This is a genomic window from Bacillus sp. SDLI1, from assembly GCF_001553895.1.
GTDB lineage: Bacteria > Bacillota > Bacilli > Bacillales > Bacillaceae > Bacillus > Bacillus siamensis.
In genome coordinates this window covers 1,237,304-1,253,852 of record NZ_CP013950.1, presented here as the reverse complement: position 1 = coordinate 1,253,852, position 16,549 = coordinate 1,237,304, and the positions used below count along the sequence as shown (strand labels likewise).

General features: G+C 48.5%; 16 protein-coding genes and 1 pseudogene. 10 read left to right on the top strand and 7 right to left on the bottom strand.

The genetic code is table 11. The annotated features are described in order from the left end of the window. Window positions 1-10 precede the first annotated feature (10 nt). Window positions 11-436, bottom strand: a complete 426-nt coding sequence (locus AUL54_RS05700) for a Cu(I)-responsive transcriptional regulator (protein WP_016938386.1) — start codon at window positions 434-436, stop codon at window positions 11-13. A gap of 178 nt (window positions 437-614) precedes the next feature. On the opposite strand from AUL54_RS05700, the gene AUL54_RS05695 reads away from it, so the two are divergent. The 3 genes and pseudogenes from AUL54_RS05695 (at window position 615) to AUL54_RS05685 (ending at window position 4,695) form a co-directional block, all read left to right on the top strand. Beyond that, window positions 615-1,799 (top strand): pyridoxal phosphate-dependent aminotransferase, encoded by a 1,185-nt coding sequence (locus tag AUL54_RS05695; protein WP_060965060.1) that lies wholly within the window; start codon window positions 615-617, stop codon window positions 1,797-1,799. Window positions 1,800-1,831: 32 nt separating this feature from the next. Continuing rightward, a pseudogene (locus AUL54_RS05690) lies at window positions 1,832-3,075 on the top strand (beta-ketoacyl synthase N-terminal-like domain-containing protein). 231 nt (window positions 3,076-3,306) lie between these two features. Next, the gene (locus AUL54_RS05685; protein WP_060963185.1) at window positions 3,307-4,695 is read left to right on the top strand and encodes a hemolysin family protein; all 1,389 of its coding nucleotides are present in this window, start codon (window positions 3,307-3,309) and stop codon (window positions 4,693-4,695) included. A 13-nt stretch (window positions 4,696-4,708) separates the two neighbouring features. On the opposite strand, the gene crcB is transcribed toward AUL54_RS05685, so the two are convergent. From crcB to AUL54_RS05670, 3 genes are read right to left on the bottom strand one after another with little or no spacing between them, the layout of a single operon-like run. Next, window positions 4,709-5,068 carry a fluoride efflux transporter CrcB gene (gene crcB / locus AUL54_RS05680; protein WP_045927082.1) on the bottom strand — a complete coding sequence of 120 codons (360 nt, stop codon included), beginning with the start codon at window positions 5,066-5,068 and terminating at the stop codon, window positions 4,709-4,711. Continuing rightward, window positions 5,065-5,460: a fluoride efflux transporter FluC gene (locus AUL54_RS05675; protein WP_060963184.1), complete on the bottom strand. Its 396-nt coding sequence runs from the start codon at window positions 5,458-5,460 to the stop codon at window positions 5,065-5,067. The genes crcB and AUL54_RS05675 overlap by 4 nt, the downstream gene beginning before the upstream one ends. Before the next feature lies 1 nt (window position 5,461). Continuing rightward, on the bottom strand, window positions 5,462-6,178 hold the full coding sequence (locus AUL54_RS05670) for a glycerophosphodiester phosphodiesterase (protein ID WP_060963183.1): 717 nt from the start codon (window positions 6,176-6,178) through the stop codon (window positions 5,462-5,464). A 168-nt stretch (window positions 6,179-6,346) separates the two neighbouring features. On the opposite strand from AUL54_RS05670, the gene AUL54_RS21120 reads away from it, so the two are divergent. The 3 genes from AUL54_RS21120 to AUL54_RS05660 all read left to right on the top strand — a co-directional run bounded on the left by AUL54_RS21120 (window position 6,347) and on the right by AUL54_RS05660 (window position 8,526). Then, window positions 6,347-6,451 carry a YhdX family protein gene (locus AUL54_RS21120; RefSeq protein WP_003155299.1) on the top strand — a complete coding sequence of 35 codons (105 nt, stop codon included), beginning with the start codon at window positions 6,347-6,349 and terminating at the stop codon, window positions 6,449-6,451. A gap of 164 nt (window positions 6,452-6,615) precedes the next feature. Continuing rightward, window positions 6,616-7,731, top strand: coding sequence for a mechanosensitive ion channel family protein (locus AUL54_RS05665; protein ID WP_016938378.1), 1,116 nt, complete (start codon window positions 6,616-6,618; stop codon window positions 7,729-7,731). Between the two features lie 63 nt (window positions 7,732-7,794). Further along, window positions 7,795-8,526, top strand: a complete 732-nt coding sequence (locus tag AUL54_RS05660; RefSeq protein WP_395941028.1) for an NAD-dependent protein deacylase — start codon at window positions 7,795-7,797, stop codon at window positions 8,524-8,526. Between the two features lie 34 nt (window positions 8,527-8,560). Here AUL54_RS05660 and AUL54_RS05655 read toward each other — a convergent pair whose 3' ends face one another. Then, entirely contained in the window at window positions 8,561-9,409 is an 849-nt protein-coding gene (locus tag AUL54_RS05655) for a polysaccharide deacetylase family protein (protein ID WP_060963182.1), read from the bottom strand. Between the two features lie 256 nt (window positions 9,410-9,665). Here AUL54_RS05655 and dat point away from each other — a divergent pair, with 256 nt between their 5' ends. Next, a complete protein-coding gene (gene dat, locus AUL54_RS05650; protein WP_060963181.1) occupies window positions 9,666-10,517 on the top strand; it encodes a D-amino-acid transaminase in 852 nt (283 codons plus the stop codon). Between the two features lie 41 nt (window positions 10,518-10,558). Here the strand turns inward: dat and AUL54_RS05645 are convergent, their stop codons facing one another. After that, window positions 10,559-11,143, bottom strand: coding sequence for a TetR/AcrR family transcriptional regulator (locus tag AUL54_RS05645; protein ID WP_060963180.1), 585 nt, complete (start codon window positions 11,141-11,143; stop codon window positions 10,559-10,561). Between the two features lie 108 nt (window positions 11,144-11,251). Here AUL54_RS05645 and AUL54_RS05640 point away from each other — a divergent pair, with 108 nt between their 5' ends. After that, complete coding sequence (locus tag AUL54_RS05640) at window positions 11,252-11,803, top strand: hypothetical protein (RefSeq protein WP_060963179.1); 552 nt, start codon at window positions 11,252-11,254, stop codon at window positions 11,801-11,803. Window positions 11,804-11,841: 38 nt separating this feature from the next. On the opposite strand, the gene AUL54_RS05635 is transcribed toward AUL54_RS05640, so the two are convergent. Beyond that, complete coding sequence (locus tag AUL54_RS05635; RefSeq protein WP_016938372.1) at window positions 11,842-12,342, bottom strand: universal stress protein; 501 nt, start codon at window positions 12,340-12,342, stop codon at window positions 11,842-11,844. A 420-nt stretch (window positions 12,343-12,762) separates the two neighbouring features. On the opposite strand from AUL54_RS05635, the gene AUL54_RS05630 reads away from it, so the two are divergent. Further along, window positions 12,763-14,520: a multidrug ABC transporter ATP-binding protein BmrC gene (locus AUL54_RS05630; protein ID WP_060963178.1), complete on the top strand. Its 1,758-nt coding sequence runs from the start codon at window positions 12,763-12,765 to the stop codon at window positions 14,518-14,520. Next, the gene (locus AUL54_RS05625; protein WP_060963177.1) at window positions 14,517-16,538 is read left to right on the top strand and encodes a multidrug resistance ABC transporter ATP-binding protein/permease BmrD; all 2,022 of its coding nucleotides are present in this window, start codon (window positions 14,517-14,519) and stop codon (window positions 16,536-16,538) included. Before AUL54_RS05630 ends, AUL54_RS05625 begins: the two co-directional genes overlap by 4 nt. Window positions 16,539-16,549 lie beyond the last annotated feature (11 nt).

The window sequence follows — 16,549 nt, the reverse complement described above, 5'->3', positions numbered from 1 at the left end:
AGATAATGGTTTAACTTAACAGCAGCATGAATGATTGAAGCACTGCAAGCTTTTCAGGAGCCAGCTTTTTTTTCAGCTGTGCGCGCTCCTCTGGTTCAAGCTTTTCAAACCGATGCAAGATCCCGGAGATGTTTTGATTCATGTGATCAATTTCCGATGCCAGATTTCCAATATCGTCAGGCAAGGCTGAAGAGGGAAACTGGTTCTCCAGTCGGTCTTTTATATCAGACAGGGCCAATCGCTGCTTTTTACAAGCGACTATAAACTTTAACCGATTGAGTGCAAGTGTATCGTAGTAACGATAGTTTGAACAAGACCTGCCAGGCTTTAAAAGCCCGAGGTTTGTGTAGTAATCCACCGTGCGTTTCGTTACACCGGCAAGCTCTGCTAATTCACTGATGCGATAAGTCTCAGCCCCATCTAAATCCCTCCCCAACCATCACGTTATAGTTATGAGAATAGTTTAATATATGAAGGGGAGTTTGCACAAGTTTATTGTTTTCCGTCTTTCTCTTGAAACCGGGCGGCATGATCCTGAAAAAGCGTTGACTGCGCTATGTAAATCTTTCATAATCATTGTAAATAGAAACGGCAGAAAAAGACAGAAGGGACAGATGACAATGGGCGGTTTATCACGGGAAGTGACAGAAAATCTGGAGAAAGGATCATGGATACGCAAACTATTTGATGAAGGCGCGCGGCTGAAAAAAGAATTCGGCGCCGATAAGGTGTTTGACTTTTCTATAGGAAATCCGGTTGCGGAGCCTCCGGAAACATTTAAAAAGGCGCTTTGCGAAGCGGCTGAAACAGGACGGCACGGATATATACAAAACCAAGGGCTTCCGGAGGCGAGAGAGAAGGTTGCGGGCTTTTTATCAGAGCGGTTCCGGACTGAAATTTCTGCCAGACATACAGTGATGACGGTCGGAGCCGGCGGGGCGCTGAATGTTGCGCTCAAGAGCATATTGAACCCGGAGGAAGAAGTCATTCTTCTGGCGCCTTATTTTGCGGAATATAAAGCGTATGTTGAAAATTACCGCGGCAGACCCGTCATCTGTCCGCTGACTGACTCATTTGAGATTGATATTGAAGCGGTGAGAGAAGCGATCACTCCCCGTACGAAAGGGCTGATCGTCAATACGCCGCATAATCCGACGGGAACTGTGCTGAGCCAGAAAAATCTTAATGAATTGGGCGCCTTATTAAAAGAAGCCGAGGAACGGAACGGACAAAGCATCTTTATTTTATTTGACGAACCTTACAGCCAGCTGATCTACGGCGAAGAGCAGGCGAATCCGTTTCAGGCGTATCACCGCGTGATTTTAGTCAGTTCGTTCAGTAAAGATCTCGGCATTGCGGGGGAAAGGCTCGGGTATATTGCAGTTGACGCGCAAATGCCTGAGGGGGATCTTCTGACGGATGCGTTCGTTTTCTGCAACCGGACGCTCGGCTTTGTGAACGCTCCGGTCATGATGCAGCGCGCCGTGGCGAAAATGGATGATCTTTCGATTGATGCTGAACCTTACCGTAAGCGCAGAGACCTTATGGTGGACATCCTCACAGAATCCGGCTTTGAATTTGAAATGCCAAAGGGAGGCTTTTTCGTCTTTCCTAAATCACCGATTGAAGACGAGGTGGAATTCTGCATGCATGCCGCACAGAAATACAAACTATTGATCGTACCCGGCAGCGGATTTGGAAGAAGCGGCTATTTCCGCTTATCTTTCAGCGTGCCTATAGAACAGATCAGACAGTCGCGGGACATTTTCAAAGCGCTGTATCAAGATTTTTCTTCATAGCTTCCAATACATAAAGATGGGAGAACGGGCAAATGTCGAGGAGAAGTGTTGGCACGTCAGACATCAGCATTACAGGAATCGGGGTCTTAACCGCGGTCGGACAGGGCAAAGAGGCGTTTCTTGATGCGCTTATGGAAGGGCGGCACGCCTTTGATGTGATGAAACGCCCCGGCCGGCAGAAGGGCAGTTTGTTTGTCGGCGCGGAGCTTAGCGAATTAACGCCGCCGGATGCGCTGTCCAAACGCTTGTACCGAAGGGCTGCATTATCAGGAAAGGCGGCGCTTATCGCTTTATATGAAGCATGGCATGACGCTCAATTAGACGGTGCTGATCACAGCCGCACCGGTCTGATCGTCGGCGGCTCGAATACGACGCAGCGCGAACTGCTGCAGACCTTTGAGAAAAACGGCGAAACGCCGCAATTTGTAAATCCGGTGTACGGTCTTTCTTTTATGGATACTGATCTATCAGGGCTTTGCACCGAGCAATTCGGGATAAAAGGGCCGGCCTTTACGGTCGGCGGCGCGTCGGCAAGCGGCCAGGCGGCGGTTATCCAGGCTGTCCAAGGAATCAATGGCGGCCTGTTTGACCGCTGTATCGTGATCGGGGCGCTGGCCGATCTGTCGTATATGGAGTGTCACGCTCTCCGCTCATTGGGAGCAATGGGCACTGATCAATTCGCTGAACATCCTGAAGCCGCCTGCCGCCCGTTTGACCGGCATACGGACGGTTTTATATTCGGAGAAGCATGCGGGGCGATTGTGCTGGAACGCGCTGAATCTGCCGAACAGAGGGGCGCGCGTTCGTGGGCCGGCTTAAAGGGCTGGGGGATGGCTTCTGATGCGAACCGCAACCCGAATCCTTCAGCAGAAGGCGAAATGACGGTGATCCGCCAGGCGCTGGAGCGGGCCGGTCTTTCAGCGAAAGAGATTGACTACATCAATCCCCACGGCACCGGTTCGCCGATCGGAGATAAAACTGAGTGCCGGGCGCTTTCTGAAAGCGGTCTGGCCCACGCGCGGATTAATGCGACAAAATCGATCACCGGACACGGCCTGAGTGCGGCCGGAACGGTGGAAATCATTGCCGCACTATTGCAGATGCGGGAATCCAAGCTTCATCCGACCCGCAATTTAACGGAGCCGATTGACGATTCATTTCAGTGGGTGACCGACGGGCCGAGCGCCCATACCGTACACCATGCGTTGAGTTTAAGTATGGGATTCGGGGGATTAATACGGCGCTTTGTTTAGAAAATCATTTCCGAAGCAGATAACGGCAGTCTTCTTTTTTGAAGGCTGTTTTTTATATGATGAAAAATCTGAAAATGATGAAAGAATGGAGTTATGATACAATAAAATATACAAATGACAATCATACTTTGACTTAGGAGGTGGCAGGATGGGGCCCTCTGTGTAGTCAATCGCCCATTTCGTTCCTCTCGCTTAAGAAAAAACGATGAAATCAGGAGGTGACGTCCTTATCCTTCAATTCGGGATAAGGTGAAATGGACGATATTGACAGTTTGATTTTAATCGGTGTGCTCATTGCGTTAACGGCGTTTTTCGTGGCGAGTGAATTTGCGATCGTCAGAGTGAGGAGATCCAGAATCGATCAGCTCATCTCAGAAGGGAACAGACGGGCAGTGCTCGCAAAGCGTATCATTACGGATCTTGATGAGTATTTATCCGCCTCGCAGCTCGGCATTACACTGACATCTATCGGGCTCGGCGTACTGGGAGAGCCTGCATTTGAGCGGATGCTTCATCCTGTGTTACAGAGTATGGGGCTGCCGGATTCTGCTGAGCATGTGATTGCTTTTGCTGCGGCGTACGGGCTGATTACGTTTTTACATGTCGTCGTCGGTGAGCTTGCGCCTAAAACGGTTGCGATTCAAAAAGCGGAAAAGCTGACGCTATGGATTGCCGGGCCGCTTCGGTTATTTTACGTGTTCATGTTCCCGTTTATTTGGGTCTTAAACGGCTCCGCGAGGATTTTAACCGGTCTGGCCGGATTAAAGCCGGCATCTGAGCATGAAGGCTCCCATTCTGAAGAAGAGCTGCGGATCCTGCTGTCAGAAAGTTTAAAAAACGGAGAAATCAATCCGTCCGAATATACATTTGTGAATAAAATTTTTGAATTTGATAATCGGATCGCCAAGGAAATCATGATTCCGAGAAAAGAAATCGCCGCTGTTTCCACTGATATGACCGTGCCGGAAATGCTCGATATGATGCTGAAAGACAAGTATACGCGATGGCCCGTAACAGACGGGGACAAAGACAGCGTCATCGGCATGATCAATACGAAGCATCTTTTTTCAGACTTGCTGTTTATGACAGAAGATGAAAAAGCGGAAGTATCCATCACGTCTTACGTCCGCCCGGTCATTGAAGTCATTGAGACGATTCCGATACACGACCTGCTGATAAAAATGCAGAGAGAGCGGATTCATCTGGCGATATTGTCTGATGAATACGGCGGGACGTCCGGTCTTGTGACGACCGAAGACATCCTTGAAGAAATCGTCGGGGATATCAGAGACGAATTTGATGAAGATGAACAGCCGCTGATTCAAAAGCTGTCCGAACGTCATTATATTCTGGACGGAAAAGTTCGGATCGATCAGGTGAATCATCTGCTCGGCGCAGAGATTGAAGAGGAAGTCGACACGATCGGAGGCCTTGTGCTGAAGCGGAATATTGATATTTGTGCGGGGGAGTCGATACAGATTGGGGGATACACTGCCCTCATCTTAGAAATGGACGGCCGGTTTATTAAACAGCTTGAATTAAAAGAAGAACAGGGCCGCCCGGGCGGTCAGGGGACAATAAACCGCCCGCTGCCCGTGCCTGAAACGGTCATGCTTCATAACGCAACCTTGAGCGAAAAATAAGCTCAAGGTTTTTTTAAATGGAAATGATAATGAAGCCGCACCAGAACACCAAAAGGCTTCCGGCTGCTGAAACTGCGATGTAAAGCAGGCTTTCCTTTATGCGGTTGTTCATCATCAGCTGCACGGCTTCAATACTGAAGGTGGAAAAGGTCGTAAACGCACCGAAAAAGCCTGTCGCAATGATGATGCCGGCTGAAGGGTTATCCAGACCCAATCCGGTGAACATGCCGAGGCCGAAGGAGCCGAGCAGGTTGACCGCAGCCATTCCAAGCGGAATCGGCAAACCCTTTGTCCTTTCTGAAACGGTTTGCCCCAGCAGAAACCGTAATACCGCTCCGATTCCCGCTGCAATAAGCATCAAGACAATCGTCATGGCGTATCATGCTCCCTTCCCGCGATGCGAAGAGCAATCCACCGTCCCCAGAAAATGCCGGCGTATGCAAGGGCAAGACCGGCGAATAAAGTCGCGGCAGCATAACAAAAAGCCGCTGCGGGAGACGATTGCAGCAAAAAGACGGTTTCTTTTGCGAAGGTGGACATCGTCGTGAAACCTCCGCAAAAACCGGTTCCGAAAAAGGCGGTCAGGAGAGGGCGTTTAGCCCGAATGAGAAAATAACCCGTGATAAGACCGAGTAAAAGGCTTCCCGCCGCGTTTTCGAGGAAAGTAGCCGCCGGGAAAGACCGGCTGTGAATGTGTGTGCTCATTTCAAAGCGGAGCAAAGCGCCGAGCGCCCCTCCGATAAAAATTGCGATGTATTGTTTCATATCAGCCATCCTTAGAAATAAAATCCGGAAAATCAGTTACAATGCCGTCAACTTCCATCATTTGCAGCTTTTCGGCCGTCTTTTGATTTCTGACCGTCCAGGCAAATACTTTCAGGCCGTGTTTGTGAGCGGTGGAAATCAAGAACCGATTCAGGCGGGTATATTTAATATTGACATAATGTGCGGCTGATTTGTAGGCGTTCAGCTGGCTTCTGGAAAACCTCCCGAAGCTGGGCCTGGCAATAATTGCAGTCGGAACGGACGGATACATATCATGAAAGGCCTGAATCGACTTCAGGCTGAAAGATTGAACGATATGATGCATGGAAAAGGAAAACCTGCTTAACAGCCGGCCGACTGCTTTTTCAAGACCGACTTGAGAAGCGTGCCCTTTCAGTTCAATTAAAAATCCGATTTTAGAATGATAACGCTTCAAGACCTCTTCGAGCAGGGGAATCCGTTCCCCTTTAAACTCAGCCCCGTACCAGCTGCCGGCGTCCAGGGACTGCAGCTGCTTCAGCGTGAAATCTTTTACAAAACCAGAGCCGTCCGTCGTCCGGTCGACTCTGTCATCATGTATGACGACAATGTGTCCGTCTTTTGTGAGCTGGACGTCAAGCTCAATGAAATCAGCGTTCATTTCGGCAGCGATATCAAATGCCGCAAATGTATTTTCGGGCGCATAACCGGATGCGCCGCGATGAGCGATGGTATACAAGCTTGTCAGCTCCCCTCATGGGCATTTCTGTTATTATATCAAATTCATATATGCACAGCGATTCAAACTGGTGAATGTGCGAAACAGTATTTTTTGGAATAAAGATAGTGCTTTTTTCGGTTTACATTCCGCAGTGATGATTTATAATGGCAAAAAGGAGGCGAGATCATGGGAAAAGGGAGATTGAAAGTGGAGGAAAGAATTAAAGCCGAAACCGATGCTGAGATCCAAAAAGCGACTCTCCTGAAACAGACACAATCGAAGAAGAAATAGTGCCTGCCCCTGTTGTATCTGGCTGAAAGATGAACGAATTTGTGAAAAACCCCGGCTGTGTTCTGCTGCCGGGGTTTTTCAGGCTTTCATAAAGACATTAAAAGAAGCTGATGTCCGAATGTTTTAGTATAATAGATTTTCGACAAGACAAAGGAGTATATGCCATGGTGACACACTTTAAGAGCTTTTTTACTCTTGACCATATTTTGCAGATCTGTATCAGCATTGGGATTTTAGCGGCTTTTCTCATTTTGAGAAAACTGTTTGTCAAATACTTTTTCCAGCTTGTTTACAAATTGGCGAACAAACCGAAAACCGATATATTCAAACAGATTGCTGTAGCGTTTGATAAGCCGGCCAGATGGTTTTTCGTGGCGCTGGGGCTGTTTTTAGCGATTGAGTATTCGCCGTTTTTAGACGGGCAGATGGACATTGTTAAAAAAATGTACCGCTCTCTGATCATAGCGCTGATCGCCTGGGGGCTTTGCAATCTGACATCGGCGTCTTCCTTTTTATTTCATAAAGTCAATCAGCGCTTTGAGCTTGATATGGATGACATTTTGGCGCCGTTTTTATCCAAGGTGCTGCGCTTTGTCATTCTCGCACTCAGCGTCAGCGTGATCGCACAGGAATTCAATTATGATGTTAATGGGTTTGTGGCCGGACTCGGACTTGGCGGATTGGCCTTCGCGCTCGCGGCTAAAGATACGATCAGCAATTTTTTCGGCGGCATTATCATCATTACGGAAAAGCCGTTTACGATCGGCGACTGGGTCGAGACGTCATCTGTGACGGGAGGCGTTGAAGATATCACATTCCGAAGCACAAGGTTCCGGACGGCGCAGGGGGCGCTCGTCACTGTGCCCAATTCAACGCTGTCGATGGAAGCCATCACAAACTGGACGAGAATGACGAAGCGCCAGATCACGTTTTCCGTTCGTGTCTCTTATGCGACGCCGATTGATCGTTTAGAGCGGTGCATCACAAGGCTCAGAGAAATGCTTCGTGAACATGAAGGCGTGCATGATGATACGATTATGGTTAACTTTGACGTGTTTGCGGACAGCTATTACAATCTTTTTTTTAACTTTTACACAAAGACCATCGTTTGGGCGGAAAGCCTGGACGTGCGGCAGGATATCAACCGCCGGATTATTGATATTTTTGCGGAGGAAGGCGTGGAATTCGCCTATCCGGGCCAGAATGTATTCGTAAAACAGAAAAGCCACGATGATCCGGTTCATGTGAAGGATCATTCCGGAGAAAAAGAACGGGCATAACGGGCGCCGTTCTTTTTTCATGATATGATAAAAAGAAAAGGCGGTGGAAGAGTGGAAGCGTTTATGACATTGATCAATCAGGCTGAACGTATCGCGGTGCTGACGGGAGCGGGAATGAGCACGGAATCCGGCATTCCGGATTTTCGTTCGGCGGGCGGTATATGGACCGAAGACACCTCCAGAATGGAAGCGATGAGCAGGGAATACTTTGAACGCCGTCCGCGTGACTTCTGGCCCAAATTCAAACAGCTGTTTCAGATGAAAATGAGCGGAAGCTATGAACCGAATGCCGGCCATAAGTATTTGGCAGACCTTGAAAAGCGGGGAAAGCAGGTAGACATTTTCACGCAGAATATTGACGGGCTGCATAAGAAAGCGGGAAGCAGCAGTGTCTATGAGCTTCACGGTTCAATTCAGACCGCCGCATGCCCCCGCTGCGGAGCGCGCTATGGGCTTTCTCATCTGCTGAAGGAAGAAGTGCCGGAATGTACGGCGGAAACCGGAGATCATGCGGTTTGCGGCACTGTATTAAAGACGGATGTCGTACTTTTCGGCGATCTCGTCCAGCATTTTGAAACCCTTTATGAAAAGCTTGATCAAGCTGATCTCCTTCTTGTGATCGGCACTTCGCTTGAGGTGGCGCCGGCAAGGTTTGTCCCTGAGGATGCGAGCCGGATTCCCGGTTTGAAGCAGGTGATCATTAATCTTGAGCCGACATATTGCGACCATTTATTTGATCTTGTCATTCATGAGAAGATCGGTGAATTTGCAAAGCGGATCAGCGCTGCGATATAAAAAAAGCCGGATCATATACAGATCCGGCTTTTTCTTATTCATGGACGGGAATCATTTGGTCCGTCAGAATATCAAAGGAGTAGCCCTGGGCTTTCAGTTTTTGGATCAGGCTCGGCAAAGCATGCACGGTCGCAGGCAGATCGTGCATTAAAATGACATGCGGCCTGCTCGTATGGACGCTTTCCAAATATGCGAGCTGATTCAGTACTTCCGGCACGTACCGGGCATTTTTGTATTTCCAGTCCTCACTGTCAATCGTCCAGTCCCAGTACACAAAGCCGCCTCTTTCGAGATGCTTGATCTGGGTGTCTGTCAATGACGGTTTGCTGCCGTAAGGCGTGCGGACAAGATCCGTTTTCACTCCCGTGATGGCCTGGAGCGTATCGCGTCCCTGCTGCATTTCTTTCAGCGGCGATGTCGGTGTTTGATAAAACAGGTGATTATCGTGCGTCACGCCATGCAGGCCGAGCGCGATTCCTTCCTGATTCGCTCTTTGCACGGAATGTCTATAGGCTTTCATCCGCGGTTCAAGCATAAAAAAAGTGGCCTTTGCGCCATTTGCCTTCAATACATTCAACAGCTGTTCAGTATAAGGAGACGGCCCGTCGTCAAAGGTTAAATATACCGTTTTTTTTCCCGTGTCCCGCTCTTTCTGCAAATGTTTAAGCAGGATGTCGGGAGAATCGTTTTTCATCCGCAGGCTTTCTGTTTCATCTCGAAGCTGCCCGTTTGCAGTCACTGTGACCTGTTTATTTTTTGCGGCGGAAGCGGAATAACCCATTATGACGATTACCAGAAGCAGTCCGCACAAAACTGCTAAACTCGTAAGTTTAAAAGCTAATGAAAACAGAGAAGGGGAAGCACCTTCTTTTGTCTTGCGCATAACAATCTCTCCAGTAGCATAAATTTCTTCATAATGCCGATAACAGCAGAGGCTTGCATAGTACCATAAGTTAACAGCATATGTATGTCGAATCAAGTATACAGGAACAAAACTGGAAAAGACATAGAAAATATGTCGAATCATAAGATTTTAAGAAAAAAATAAACTCCGCTGCCTGCTTGTTCAATATGATAGAATAGTTGACAATAACAGCTGAGAATCCGCATCACGGCAGATAACGATGAGGAGGGTTTACATGAAGACATTGGTAAACGGCCAGTTGATTGATCGTGAAGAAGCCGCAGTTGATATTGAGGATCGCGGATATCAATTCGGTGACGGTGTGTATGAAGTCATCAGAGTATACAACGGCGTTTTATTCGGTCTGCATGAGCATATCGGCCGTCTTTTCAGAAGCGCCGCAGAAATCGGCATCACCCTGCCGTTCTCCGCAGAAGACATAGAATGGGATCTCCAAAAGCTCGTACAGGAAAACAAACTCATTGACGGCGGGGTCTATATTCAGACGACGAGAGGGAAGGCGCCCCGGAAGCACCAGTATGATGAAGGATTGGAGCCGCAGACGACGGCATACACCTTTTCAGTGAAAAAACCGGAAAATGAACAAAAAGCCGGAGCGCAGGCCATAACGGCCGAAGACAAGCGCTGGCTGAGGTGTGACATTAAGAGTCTGAATTTACTGTATAATGTGATGGTAAAACAAAAAGCCTATGAAGCAGGCGCTTATGAAGCGGTGCTGATAAGGGACGGAGCAGTCACGGAAGGAACCTCTTCCAATGTATACGCCGTCATAAACGGCACCGTCCGGACGCATCCTGCAAATGAGCTGATTTTAAACGGCATTACGCGGATGAAACTTTTAGGGCTGATGAAAGAAAACGGGATTGAGGTGCGGGAGAAGCCCCTTACTGAAGACGAACTCAGAAACGCGGATGAAATTTTTATTTCGTCGACAACCTCTGAACTAATCCCGATCGTAACTCTTGACGGAAAACCGGTCGGCAGCGGTGTGCCGGGTCCTGTAGCCAAAACGATTCAAGAGGCTTTTCAATTGAGCATTCAGCAGGAGATCGGCGTTCAGTCATAAACGGAAAAAGGCCGGAAACACATCCGGCCTTTTTGCTTCTGTCAGATAAAAAGAGACTCGATATGCTGAACGAGCACGCGGGAGATTTTCTCTTTTGAGAGACGCTCAGGTTCAAGCAGTGCATGCAGCGCCAATCCGTCGGCAATGGCATACAATTTCTCCGCTTCTGTCTCTTTATCAAGATTTGGTTTCAGATGCTTATTATCATCCAGCCAGTCAATCAGACCGCGGATATATGCCAAGATCCCGTCGTGCTGGGGATGAAATTCTTCTCCCTTATGTCTGGCATAAGCTGTGAAAGCGAACCATACCTCCATTTCAGCCATCGTTTCTTCATCTGTCGGGATGATTTCAAGCATCAGACGCACCGCTTTTTCTTTCGGCGGCAGATCTGTCTTGGCAACTTCGTTAATTCTGGCGGCCGCTTTTTCTTTTACGAGGGTCATCGCATACCCTAAAAGCTCATCCTGGGTGGTGAAATAGTGCCTCAGCGCGCCTAAAGAAAGACCCGCTTCCCGGGCGATGTTTCTCACTGTCGCTCCTTCCATGCCCCGCTCCAAAATCGTCCGCCAAGTGGCTTCGGCTATTTGTTTTCTTCTTTTTTCATGATCGATGATTTTAGGCATGTCTCCAGTGTAACAGGAAAAAATATTTCTTGCAATTTTATAATACAATTGTATTAAATAAAAAGAGGTGTTACAATGCTCTTTAGAAAACGATAAGGGGGAACCGGATTGAACGCGATTGCTTGGTTGATTGTCATTTGTGAGGCTGCTTTTTGGGCGGCTGTCATCTTCGGATTGGCGGCGCGGTATTTATTCAGGCGGCAAAAGCTCGGAATGTTCTTTTTCGCTCTCATTCCTTTACTTGATGCCGTATTGTTTGCGGCGGCCGCAGCTGATTTATACAGAGGGGCGACGGCGACTATGGCGCATGCAGTGGCGGCCGTTTATATCGGAGTGTCTGTCGCCTTCGGAAAAAGCATGATTCAATGGGCGGATGAGCGTTTCCGCTATTATGTCGTAAAGGAAGGGGCAAAACCGGTCAAGCGGTACGGACTGGATTATGCCAAACATTATGCAAAAGGATGGGGAAGGCATGTATTAGCGTTTGTCATCGGCGGCGTTCTTTTAGCCGGAACGGTATTTCTCATTCAGGACGCTTCCCGCACCGAAGCGCTAAGCGGGCTGTTGAAGGGCTGGTCTGTCGTGCTGTGCATTGATTTTTTGATCATGGCGAGTTTTTTTGTGATGCCGAAAAAAAGAGGAAACAGCCGGGAGCTTTAAAAAAAGCAGCTTTTGATTAAGCTGCTGTACAGAAAGGATTATTTTACGATCAGCACCGGAATGTCGGATTTCGATGACAGCTTTTCACTGACGCTTCCGAATAAAAGTTTTTTCAGCCTGTTCTGGTCTCTGCTCCCCATGACGATCAGATCCGCCGATATGCGGTCGGCGTGCTCGATAATGGCATCAGCGGGATCACCTTCTAAAATGTCGATATCCCCGTCAATCTGGCTGTCGTTCATCAGCATTCTCGCTTCGGCAATGATTTCTTCCGTACGGTCTTCATAAATCATCGGGTCAGGGGGGATTCTTTCCGCTTGAAGCGGGTCGGGAACGCTTGCAATCCCGCCGCCGATATACGTGGCACCGGCTCCCGGCCTCGGGGGATCGACAATCGTCTGGGTATCTTTTGCATTGTGAGAATGTACGACCGTTAAATTCGCGTGAAATGTTTTTGCAAGGTCTATCGCTTTTTGAAGCGCTTTCTTGCTGTCATGACTTCCGTCAAAAGCTGCAATCAACCGGTCCGCGTGAAACATCGGCCTCATCCTTTCAGTAAAAAAGGTTTATAAAACGATACCCGTACGGAAGAAATCTAAAACCTGTATTGACAAAAAAAGGATTCGTTTATATGATAAAGGAATAATATAGGAAAAAAGGAGGTATGGATCATGTCAGAATTAAAGCTTGTCAACTCATCTTCAGCTGAATATCGGCGTGACTGCCATACACCTTCCGTTTTCTGAACATTTGCTTAAAAACGGTGCAGTCGCGCATATCAGGCGGGTCTGTACCTTATTTATAATAATAAGAGGCATGGAGCTGACGCTTCATGTCTTTTTTTATACAAAAAATGAATGAAAGACAGGTGTGATGCATGTGGCGGTATTAGCGAAAACAATGAAAAACAATCCGGAAAAACTTGAGGGCGGCTGATTCATGAAAGGGGATGACGGTATTTGTTTACTGTATTAAAAAAGCTCGCTTGGTTTTTTAAAGCCTATTGGCTGCGCTATACGACAGCGATTGTTCTGTTATTGATTGTGAATGTCATCGAAATGTTCCCGCCGAAACTTCTCGGTAACGCAATAGACGATATGAAGGCGGGCGTGTTTACGAAAAGCGGGATGCTGTTTTACATATGTGTGTTTCTCGCTTTAACGGCAGCCGTTTATTTGCTGTCCTATTTTTGGATGTACCAGCTTTTCGGCGGGGCGAATGTCATGGAGAAAATTCTCCGATCAAAACTGATGGGAAGGCTTCTTCAAATGTCACCGCCGTTTTTTGAGAAATACAGAACGGGCGATTTAATGGCGCGGGGGACGAATGATTTGCAGGCCGTCAGTATGACGACGGGCTTCGGGGTCTTAACGCTCGTCGATTCGACGATGTATATGCTGACGATATTTTTGACAATGGGGCTTCTCATCAGCTGGAAGCTGACATTTGCCGCGATTATCCCGCTGCCGATTATGGCGGCTGCGGTCAGTCTGTACGGAAAAAAGATCCATGAGCGGTTTACGGAAGCGCAGGATGCTTTCGGATCATTAAATGACAAGGTGCTGGAGTCGGTATCCGGCGTCCGGGTCATTCGGGCTTTCGTGCAGGAAAAAAATGATGTCAGCCGTTTCGGTGATATGACGGCGGATGTATACGAGAAAAACATGAAGGTGGCGTTTATCGATTCACTCTTTGAACCGACTGTGAAACTTCTAGTCGGGCTCAGCTATCTCATCGGTCTCGGCTACGGCGCCTATCTCGTTTTTCAAAACCGGCTGACGCTGGGAGAGCTGGTATCGTTTAACGTGTATCTCGGAATGATGATCTGGCCGATGTTTGCGATCGGAGAATTAATCAATATCATGCAGCGCGGCAATGCCTCCTTAGACCGTGTCAATGAGACCCTTTCCTATGAGCCTGATGTGACAGGGCCCAAGCGGCCCGCCGATATCAAGGAGCCCGGGCGTCTTGTTTTTGAACAAGTGACTTTTACGTACCCGAGCGGAGCGGGACCGGCTGTTTCCGATGTATCATTTTCCGTTGAAAAAGGGCAGACACTCGGCATCGTCGGAAAAACGGGAAGCGGAAAGACGACGATTATTAAGCAGCTGCTGCGTGAATATCCGCCCGGTGCGGGAGCCGTCACGTTTACAGGCGTTCCGATTCAGGAGATTCCGCTTGAGAAGCTCCGAGGATGGATCGGCTATGTGCCGCAGGATCATATTTTATTTTCAAAGACGGTGAAGGAAAATCTGCTTTACGGTCGGCAGGACGCAACCGAAGAGGAAATCGGCAGCGCGCTGAAGGATGCGCATTTTAAACAAGATATCGGCATGCTTTCAGAAGGGCTTGAGACGCTTGTCGGCGAGAAGGGGGTAGCGCTCTCGGGCGGACAAAAACAGCGCATCTCAATTGCGAGAGCGCTTTTGACAGATCCGGACATTCTCATATTAGATGATTCGCTTTCTGCCGTAGACGCGAAAACGGAAGCGGCCATCATTGACAGCATCCGTAAAAAACGGCGGCATAAAACAACGATTATTACCACTCACCGGCTCTCGGCAGTTGAACACGCAGATCTCATTCTCGTCATGGACGAAGGCCGGGTGTCTGAAAGAGGCACGCATCAGGAGCTGTTGGCGAAGAATGGCTGGTATCGGAAACAATATGAGAGGCAGCAGCTGTCCTCTCTTGAAGAAGGGGGGACGGGCGCATGAAGACCGGAAGAAGATTATGGAATTACGCGCTTCAATACAAAAAGCTGCTGATATGGGCGGTCGTTCTGCTCATTATTGCGGTCGGGACTGAGCTGACCGGCCCGTTTATCGGAAAAAAAATGATTGACGACCATATTCTCGGCGTTGAAAAAACATGGGTTAAAGCCTCTGGGGACGATCCGGACGCCGTCAGGTTCAGAGGGCATGATTATGTCAGGGAGGACCGGCTCAAACCGGGGACGAAGAAAACCGGAGAGGCGCACATTTATCAAGTCGGTGCGGCCTACTATTTTGTTGAGGGTCCCGTCAGTTTTGACGGAAACCGTTCGGTGACTGACGGCCGGCTGACAATATCAAACGGTAAAGAAAGCAGGTCATATCCCGCTATTGCGTTATCTAAACAGGAAATTTTTCAATTTTACCGTCCGGAAATAAAAGGATTGCTGACGTTGACCGCTATTTACGCGGGACTGCTCATGTTTTCCGTGTGCTTTCATTACGGCCAGCATTACCTGCTGCAGATGGGAGCGAACCGAATCATACAGCGTATGAGGCAGGATGTATTTTCACACATTCAAAAAATGCCGATCCGCTACTTTGATAATCTGCCTGCCGGAAAAGTCGTGGCCCGCATTACGAATGACACAGAAGCGGTCAGAGATTTATATGTAACGGTGCTGTCTACGTTTATCACAAGCGGCGTCTACATGCTCGGTATTTTTACGGCGCTGTTTATGCTTGATGTCAGACTGGCCGCCGTCTGCCTTTTGATTATTCCGATCTTAATGATCTGGTCGGTTGTGTACCGCAAATACGCATCCGTCTTCAACCAAAAAATCCGTTCCATTAACAGTGACATCAATGCAAAAATGAATGAGTCCATTCAAGGGATGCCGATTATTCAGGCGTTTCGCCGCGAGAAGGAAACGATGAAGGAATTTGAAGAATTGAATGAAGCTCATTTCCGCTATAAGAACAAAATGCTGTCTTTAAATTCCCTCATGTCCCACAGTCTTGTCAATGTGTTGCGCAATCTGGCGTTTGTCGGGCTGATCTGGTATTTCGGAGGCGCGAGTCTGAGTGCGGCCGGAATTGTTTCGATCGGCGTTTTATATGCGTTTGTTGATTATTTAAACCGTTTGTTCCAGCCGGTTACGGGGATTGTCAACCAATTTTCAAAGCTTGAATTGGCCCGTGTTTCCGCGGGCAGGGTATTTGAGCTTTTACAGGAGGAGGAAACGGAAGAAACAGGCTCTCCCGCAGACAGAAAGGCGGAAGGGACTGTGGAATTCCGCGATGTTTCTTTTGGGTATCGAAAGGGAGAAGAGGTGCTGAAACACATCAGCTTTACAGCTGAAAAAGGCGAGACGGTCGCCCTCGTCGGCCATACGGGTTCAGGCAAAAGCTCCATCCTGAATCTTCTGTTCCGTTTTTATGATGCCGAAAAAGGCGATATCCTGCTGGACGGAAAAAGCATATACGGCATGTCAAGACAGGAGCTGAGATCGCATATGGGGATCGTGCTGCAAGATCCGTATCTTTTCTCTGGAACGATCGGCTCCAATGTGACCCTCGATGATCAGCGTATTTCCCTGCAGCAGGCTGAAGAAGCGCTTCGGCAAGTCGGCGCCGCAGGCCTTCTGCAATCCTTGCCGAAGGGCATTATGGAGCCCGTCACGGAAAAAGGCGGGACACTGTCTTCAGGCCAGCGCCAGCTGATTTCTTTTGCAAGGGCGCTCGCGTTCGATCCGGCGATTTTAATTTTGGATGAGGCGACGGCGCACATTGACACCGAAACAGAAGCAATCATTCAAAAAGCGCTGCACGTGGTGCAAGAAGGGCGCACGACATTTATTATCGCCCATCGGCTTTCCACGATCAGACACGCAGACCAGATTCTCGTTTTGGAAAAGGGGCGCATCATTGAAAAAGGAAGCCATGACGAATTAATGGCGCAAAAGGGGCAGTACCATCAAATGTATGAATTGCAGAAAGGAACGGCGCAGTCCGCGGTGTAATCAGGAGGAGG